This is a genomic window from Natrinema soli (assembly GCF_028618695.1).
Genome location: NZ_JAQIVI010000090.1, coordinates 1 through 3,785 on the forward strand (window position 1 = coordinate 1; position 3,785 = coordinate 3,785).

Consider the following 3,785-nt stretch of genomic DNA (forward strand, 5'->3'; position numbering starts at 1 on the left):
GAGAGGAGTCCGGCCGCCTCGAGCTCGCCGGCGTACTTGCTCACCGTCGGCGGCGAGACGTCGAGCGCGTCGGCGAGATCGCCGGCGGTGGCGTCGGCGTTCAGGAGGAGTTCGATCAGCATTCCGCGGGGCGTCTCCCGTCGAAGGTAGCCGAGTGCGCCCTTCTCGAACTCGTCGAATCGATCGGCGGTGACGAACCGCTTGTAGTCGCCGTCTCGATAGCGCTCGATGGCGTCCAGTTCCTCGAGCCGGCGCAGGTGGTGTTGGGTCTCGCCGGTGCCCAGCTGCAGGTCGTCGCGGATCTTCGAGAAGTGCGCACCGGGCGTCGTGGAGAGATAGCCTGCAATCGCGTCGCGCGCGTCGCTTTCACCCGTATCAGCCGCCGCTGAATCCGATCGTCCGACCAGCGGGGAGGCGGCGCCGAGGGCGGCGAATCGGCGCAGGGTCGCTCGTTTATCGTCGTCGACCCCATCGGATCCTGTCATACCTACCTACCGTCTCCAAGGACGCGACACGTAAAACAGGTTTCGCTCCGCTTTGTTCTCCGAGTATTACTGGTTAGGGATCCAATACGAGGATCGAACCGATGGACGCGGCTCGGGGAGAGACGACTTCACCTCGTCACCGTCCGGGCCCGAGACGAGGGATGGCTCGAGACCGGTTCGAGCGTGTGAGCGTCGCTCGAGAGTTCGCGACACGAACTGCGAAAAGAGCGTTGCGAGGCGACCCTATGCCGACTATGAACCGATCCTGCACCGACCGTGTCGGCGGGTCGTGGCCGTTCAGTCGTTCGTCGACGGGTCGTCTTCCGCGTCGGCCGGCATTTCGGTGCCGCCGTCGGTCTGACCCTGGAAGTCCTGATCCATCTCCTCGATGACTTCGTCGGGATCCGTGATGTTCGCCGGATCCTTCCCTTCCTTGATGGCCTGGGCTTCCTGTTCCATCGCTTCGACGTCCATGTCCGCTTCCTGGTCGATCTCGCCGATGATCTCGGCGATATCGTCCAGGCCAATCAGTTCGCGGGTCTCGTCGTCGAACTCGCGGCTCTCGAGGTCCGTCCCGTCTCCTTCCACGTCGCTGCCCGAGAGGTGCTTGCCGTAGCGGCCGACCAGCGAGGTGAGTTCCTGGGGCATGACGAACGTCGTCGACTCGCCCTGTCCGATGTCGCCGAGCGTCTCCATCCCCTTGTCGATGATCGCGCGTTCGCCCATCGACTCCGCGGAGCGCGCACGCAGCACGGTCGAAATCGAGTCACCCTGCGCCTCGAGGATCTGACTCTGCTTTTCACCCTGTGCGCGGATGATCTCGCTCTGTTTGTCACCTTCGGCCTTCTCGACCGCGCTGCGGCGTTCACCCTGGGCCTCGAGAATCATCGCGCGGCGTTTCCGCTCGGCGGAGGTCTGTTGCTCCATCGCGCGCTGGACGTCCTTCGAGGGGTTGACCTCGCGGACCTCGACCGACTCGACGCGGATCCCCCACTCGTCGGTGGGCTCGTCGAGTTCGGTGCGGATGCGGGCATTGATCTCCTGGCGCTTGTTCAGCGTATCGTCGAGTTCCATGTCACCCAGCACGGCGCGCAGGGTCGTCTGGGCGAGGTTCGAGACGGCGCGCTTGTAGTCGTCGACCTGCAGGAACGCCTTCTTGGCGTCCATCACCTTGATGTAGACGACGGCGTCGGCCGTCACCGGCGAGTTGTCGCGCGTGATCGCTTCCTGCCGGGGGACGTCCAGCGTCTGGGTTCGCATATCGAACGCGTACGTGTTCGAGACGAACGGCGGGACGAAGTTGATCCCCGGCTCGAGCAACTTGCGGTACTCGCCGAAGACGGTGAGGGCACGTTTCTCGTAGGCGTCGACGATCTCGATTGCGCTAAGCAGGGCAGCGATAACGACGACGAGGACGAGGGCACCGACGACTAACAGGGCAGCCTCGGCGGTCTGCATTGGAACCAGTGGTACCACCATAGTCCGGAGTTACGGGGGTGGGGAGAAAAGCGTTCCCTTATTTTGCCAACATATGCGATTTCATCGCACTACTTATCCCGACTGCTCGGTCTCCGTTTCGGAGACCGACTCGTCGGTGTCGTCCGCGTCGGGTTCAGACACTGGCGCATCGATATCGTCCACCTCAGTTTCCGCCGTCGGTTCGTCGCCGACGCTGCCGGTCTCGTCGGCACTCGCTCCATCGTCGGAGTCGGACGCCGTGTCCTGTGCGAGCGCGCGATCGATCTCGTCCTCGCCGATCGCACCGACGGATTCGACCGTCAGCACGTTTCCGCCACCCGGATCGAGGACGATGATCTCCTCGTCCTCCTCGATCGTGCCGTCGGTCGTCCGCGCGCTGTAGTAGGGGGCGAACCCGCCATCGTCGAGTTTGACCTCGCCGCTTCGGGTGGTGACGGTCTCGGTGACGTACCCCATCCGTCCGGAAAGCGAGTCCGAATCCGTCGTCCGACCGGACCCCTTCCCGCCGTAGAAGTCGAACTCCCGGTAGACGTACGCCGCGGCGAGTCCGATCACGAGTGTCAGTCCCGCCAGCGCGAGCACGTTCGCGACGGGCGGAAAGAGAAGCCCGATGAGTCCGGCACCGACCAGCGCGATTCCGATGACGATGAGGTGGGCACCCGGAGAGAGGGCCTCGAGGACCATCAACACGAGTCCCGCAACCAGCAACAACAGCGGTGTGTTCCCGACGAGAGATTCGACCATGTGCGGGGGTTGGGGCTTGTCCCGATTAAATGTTTACCGCATTTCACAAGTGATTTTATCGAGGCGGCGAGGAGTGACACCGATTTCGGAACCAAAAAGGCGGCTACACGACCCGGCGACGGCACGCCGGAACGGAATCGTCAGACCAGAATCATCACGAGCCGAGCGATGACGAGCATCATCGCGACCGCACCCAGCAGCACGAACAGCGCGTTCTCGAGGTCCGGATCGCCGCCCTCGATCGGCGTCGAACTCGGTTCGGGCCCGTATTCGTCGTCCTCGGACGCGTCGTCTTCGTCGGTGTCACGGTCGTCGCTCCCGCCGGAGAGGTCGATGGGGATCCGGTCCCATCCCTCATCGCGGTCCGTCTGAGCGCCGTCGTTCGGTCGGTCGAGCCGATCGGGGTCACCCCATTCGTCGTCGCCGGACGCACCCCACTCGTCGTCCCCGCTCCCGGACGGTTCATCTCTCATACTCGTCCGTATTGGTCCGGTCGTCAAAAAGCCGCGGTCCGACCGTCGGTCACGGCCGAGTCGGTTCAGGGCCGTTGGGACCGGTCGCCGATGTGCCCGCCGTAAACGACGCCGCGTTCGGCGTCGACGGTGACCGTCTCGCCGTCCCCTAGCTCCGTGATATCGGCATCGCTGATCATCGGGATCCCCAGTTCGCGCGCGACCAGCGCCGGATAGCCGGTCATTCCTCGCTCGGCGTTGACGATGCCGGCGATCCGATCCGTCTCACCCGTGAACTCCTCGTCGAACGCCGCGGGGAGGACGAGAATGGCTCCCTCGGGGACGCCCGACAGGTCGCCGTCCGACAGGCGAACGATCGGCCCCGTCGCTCGGCCCTCGACGACGACCTGTCCCGTCGTCAGCGCGTCGGCGGCGACGTGAACCTTCAGCATGTTCGTCGTGTTCGCCCCCTCGAGGTCGGTCATCATCCCGCAGAGGACGACGACGGTATCCCCGCTCTCGGCGACGCCGGCGTCCAGTGCGGCCTGGACCGCCTTCTCGACGACGGCGTCGGCTCCCTGGTCCGAGACCGGCGCGTACAGCGGCGTCACGCCCCACGTCAGCG

5 protein-coding genes are annotated in these 3,785 nt (G+C 64.8%); all 5 read right to left on the reverse strand.

The features are described 5' to 3' along the window. Positions 1–485: winged helix-turn-helix transcriptional regulator (locus tag PGX04_RS05425; RefSeq protein WP_273737568.1), on the reverse strand; the 485-nt coding region annotated here is incomplete at its 3' end. A 297-nt stretch (positions 486–782) separates the two neighbouring features. Continuing rightward, on the reverse strand, positions 783–1,964 hold the full coding sequence (locus tag PGX04_RS05430) for an SPFH domain-containing protein (protein ID WP_273737569.1): 1,182 nt from the start codon (positions 1,962–1,964) through the stop codon (positions 783–785). Positions 1,965–2,036: 72 nt separating this feature from the next. Next, a complete protein-coding gene (locus tag PGX04_RS05435) occupies positions 2,037–2,708 on the reverse strand; it encodes an NfeD family protein (RefSeq protein WP_273737570.1) in 672 nt (223 codons plus the stop codon). A 140-nt stretch (positions 2,709–2,848) separates the two neighbouring features. Then, positions 2,849–3,181, reverse strand: coding sequence for a DUF7312 domain-containing protein (locus tag PGX04_RS05440; protein WP_273737571.1), 333 nt, complete (start codon positions 3,179–3,181; stop codon positions 2,849–2,851). A 65-nt stretch (positions 3,182–3,246) separates the two neighbouring features. Continuing rightward, on the reverse strand, positions 3,247–3,785 hold a 539-nt coding region (locus PGX04_RS05445; protein WP_273737572.1), incomplete at its 5' end, for a PEP-utilizing enzyme.